The sequence below is a fragment of the Streptomyces sp. NPDC057697 genome (assembly GCF_042799335.1).
Classification (GTDB): domain Bacteria; phylum Actinomycetota; class Actinomycetes; order Streptomycetales; family Streptomycetaceae; genus Streptomyces.
In genome coordinates, this window is sequence record NZ_JBHVJA010000035.1 from 1 (window position 1) to 3645 (window position 3645).

1 protein-coding gene and 1 pseudogene are annotated in these 3645 nt (G+C 72.3%); both read left to right on the forward strand.

What is annotated here, in order from left to right:
• Positions 1 to 333 (forward strand): annotated as a pseudogene (locus tag ACFVFH_RS35685) (Tat pathway signal protein); the annotation flags it as partial.
• 536 nt (positions 334 to 869) lie between these two features.
• Positions 870 to 3645 (forward strand): hypothetical protein (locus ACFVFH_RS35690; protein WP_383777103.1); only part of this gene is annotated, 2776 nt, incomplete at its 3' end.

Genomic DNA, 3645 nt, shown 5'->3' on the forward strand with positions numbered 1-3645 from the left:
CGCACCGGTCACAGCGACGGTACCGCGGCGCCCGCCTCGGTGAAGGTGGCCACCGGTAGTGCGCCCAAGGCGAGCAAGCAGCCGACGATCTCGGGCACCGCGAAGGTGGGCAAGGTCCTCAAGGCCGCCAACGGCACCTGGTCGCCCGCGCCGACTTCGTACGGCTACCAGTGGTACGCCAATGGCAAGGCGATCTCGGGTGCGACCAAGTCCTCGCTGACGCTCAAGTCGGCCCAGAGTGGCAAGAAGATCACCGTGAAGGTGACCGCTCGCCGCACGGGTCACAGCAGTGGTTCCGCCACCAGCAAGGCGACGAAGGCGGTCGCCCGCTGACGCGGATGAGTGGATGAGGTGAACGCGAGGCAGGGGCCGGGTGGCCCGCACCGTCCGGTGCGGGCCACCCGGCCCTCGCGCTCTCGGGGATGCCCGTCGCCGGGCGCGGCGTCGATTCGAAGACGGCGTCGATTCGAAGACGGCGTCGATTCGAGAACGGCGTTGATTCAAAAACGGCGTCGATTCGAGAACGGCGTCAGTTCAAAAACGGCGTCGGTTCGGGAGCGGTTCCGTCCGTGCCGCGAGACCTCAACGCCCCGCGCACACGCCCGCGTATATTCCGGTACGCGCTCTCCGCACGCGTGTGCGATCATCATGTGCGCTCTCCTTTACGAGTCGCACACATCTTGCATGTGCCCCCGCCCCGGGCTGTCTCGCCTGCGTGCGCCGTTCGCCGCTCGTCGTTCGTCGGTCATCGTTCGCGAACTCCGGGACGCAGGCGCAGCCTTCACCGGTCCGGGGGGAGCGGAATGCCCAAACACCATCCACACGCAGCCGCAAGATCGGGCAGATCGAGCGGTTCGGCGGCGTACGCCGTGCTGTTGCTCGCGCTGTCGGTCCTGCTCTCGTTGCTGATACCCGCCACCGCCGCGCAGGCGTACGCCCCTGCGGCGAAGGCGGCCGGCGCCCCGGCCGCCGAGGACTGCGTCGCGCTGCCGCTCTCCGGCTACAACGAGGCCGCCCCGGCCGAGGGCAAGCCGGTGATCCCGGGCGACGGCACGGTCTGTTACACGATCACCGCCGAGGCCGCCGGGATGCACCGGGTCGACCTCGTCGGCGGCGCAGACGCCGCTACGTACGTCACCGTCTTCGACGGCGACACGCAGATCGACTGCTACGACGGCAACTGGGGCGCGGGCTGGTGCCGGCTGCCCCGCGCGGGCGAGTTCACCCTCCAGCTGTACAACAGCTGGTCCGAGACGAGCAGGCCCACCCTCGCCGTCACCCCCCTCGCCACCACCAAGGGCTGCGCGCCGGAGATCGGCACGTCCTGGGACACCGCCCCCGTCGTCGGCTCGGCCGCCGCGCCGACCGCCGTCCAGTGCCGGTTCTTCGACGGCAAGCCGGGCGAGCGGATCACCACCGACATCAGGATGACCTCGTCCGGCCAGAGCATGGCCTGGATCACCGACGAGACCGGCGCCCGGATCTGCCCGTACCGCAACGAGGACGGCAGCAAGGGCTGCGTCCTGCCCGGTCACGGCCCCTACCGGGTCCTCTCGCAGGTCGCCGAGGCCGAGCACGGTTTCCCCGCCGAGTACACCCTTGCCGTCCGCCGCACCTCCGACCCGGCCGGCTGCGCGCACCCCGCGCTGAACGGGTACAACTCCGGCCCCACCGCAGCCGACCCGGTCCACGGCTGCCGCACCTTCACCGCCCCGTCCGCCGGGCGCTACGACGCTTTCGCGGTCCACGACGGCGTGCGCTCCGCGCTCACCGTGTACGACCGGAACGGCAAGACCGCCTGCGAGACCTGGGACGTCTGCACCCTCCCGGCCGCCGGTGACTACGCCGTCTACACCGACGCCGCCACCCTCGTCATCGACCACACCGCCACCACCGGCTGCGAGCCGGTCGAACTCGGCGTGCACAAGTCGCAGCTCACCCACGGCGGTGAGATCGACTGCCTGTCCCTGCCGCTCCCCGAGGGCGCCCGGCTGGCCGCGCTGGAGCCTCTCTACGGTCCCGCGCCCCACCCGGACGTGACGGTCGTCGACGCCGACGGCATCCAGCGCTGCTACCCGTCCGACCTCGTGGACGGGACCTGCGGGCTCACCGGCAAGGCCCCGTTCCGGGCCCTGGTCTCCACCGACAGCGACTCGAAGCCGACCGGCCCGTACACCCTCGCCCTGCACCGCACCGACGCGGCGGCCGACTGCCCGGCCCTCCCGGCGGGCGACTTCACCGCGACCGGCCCCACCGCCCGTGTCACCACCGGTGACGGCGTCTTCTCGCGCTGCCTGAGCATCCCGGCGAACGACCACAGCGCCGGGGAGAACATCCAGCTCCAGGCGGCACCGGGCACCGCGTCCCTCGCCCAGTTCACCGTCCTGGACGTCCAGGGCAAGCAGATCTGCTCGTCCCGCCCCTCGGTCTCCGCCTGGGCGAACTGCGCGCTGACCCCGGGCGTCGCGCACACCGTGCTGGTCACCGGCCGCGACACCCCCGGCGAGTACACCGTGGCCCGCCGCGATGTCACCGCGACCGCGAAGGGCTGCGCCGCGAACCCGGCGACGAAGCCCGGCGGCCCGTCCACCGGCGGCGCCCTGGGCGCCCCCGGCGAGCTGCGCTGCCGTCAGGTCACCACCGCCGACGCCCAGGACACCGTGCACCTCAACGTCCGTGACGCCCTCGGCACCGCCAACACGGTGGTGTACGGGGCGGACGGCACCGAGCTCTGCGACGGCAACCAGGCGTGCGCCGTCACCGGCTCCACCCGCTACCAGGTCCTGGTCACCGTCCCCGCGACGCTGAAGGCCGCCGACGCGTACCGCTTCGACGCCCTGCGCATCGCGGGCCCGGACGGCCCGGCCGCCGAGTGCGAGAAGGTCGCGAGCATCGCGTACGGGTACGGCCCGGTCACCGGCACCCTCGACGAGGACCACAGCGCCGTCTGCGCCGCGCTGCCGACCGCGTACAGCGACCGTTTCACGATGAAGATCAGCGACACGGAGGGAGCCGCCGACACGGCGGTGCCCGCGCTGTACGACCCGAGCCTGGACAACGGCTGCACGTACTCCGCCTCCGCCGGCTACACGTGCCGGGTGATCGAGAACTACTCCAGGGAGCTCACCCCGAGCATCCTGGTCCTCTCCCTGCCGGAGAAGGCCGCGCGGACTTCGTACCAGGCCGAGGCGGTCTGCCCCGGGCTCTGCGGACTGGAGCGGGTGACCGTCACGAAGCTCACCCCGGCCACCGGCGCCTCCGGTACGAAGACGACGGTCACGGTCACCGGCACGGCCCTGCACAAGGACCAGCGCCTCGTGCTGCGGAACTCCGGCCGGGAGATCACCGCGACCACCGTCGCCGTCTCGCCCGACCGCCGCACCCTGACCGCCGAGCTGGACCTGACCGGTGCGGCCGAGGGCGCCTGGAGCGCGCGCGTCATCACGCCCGCCGGAGCCGAGTACGCCCGGGGCGACTTCACCGTCACCTCGGCCCCGCTCCGCAACAGCGCACGCCCCACGATCGGCACCACGGCCCGCGTCGGTGACCGCCTCACCGCGGCCACCGGCACCTGGGCCCCCGCCCCGACGTCGTTCGCCTATCAGTGGAACGCGGACGGCAAGGCGATCAGCGGCGCGACCGCCG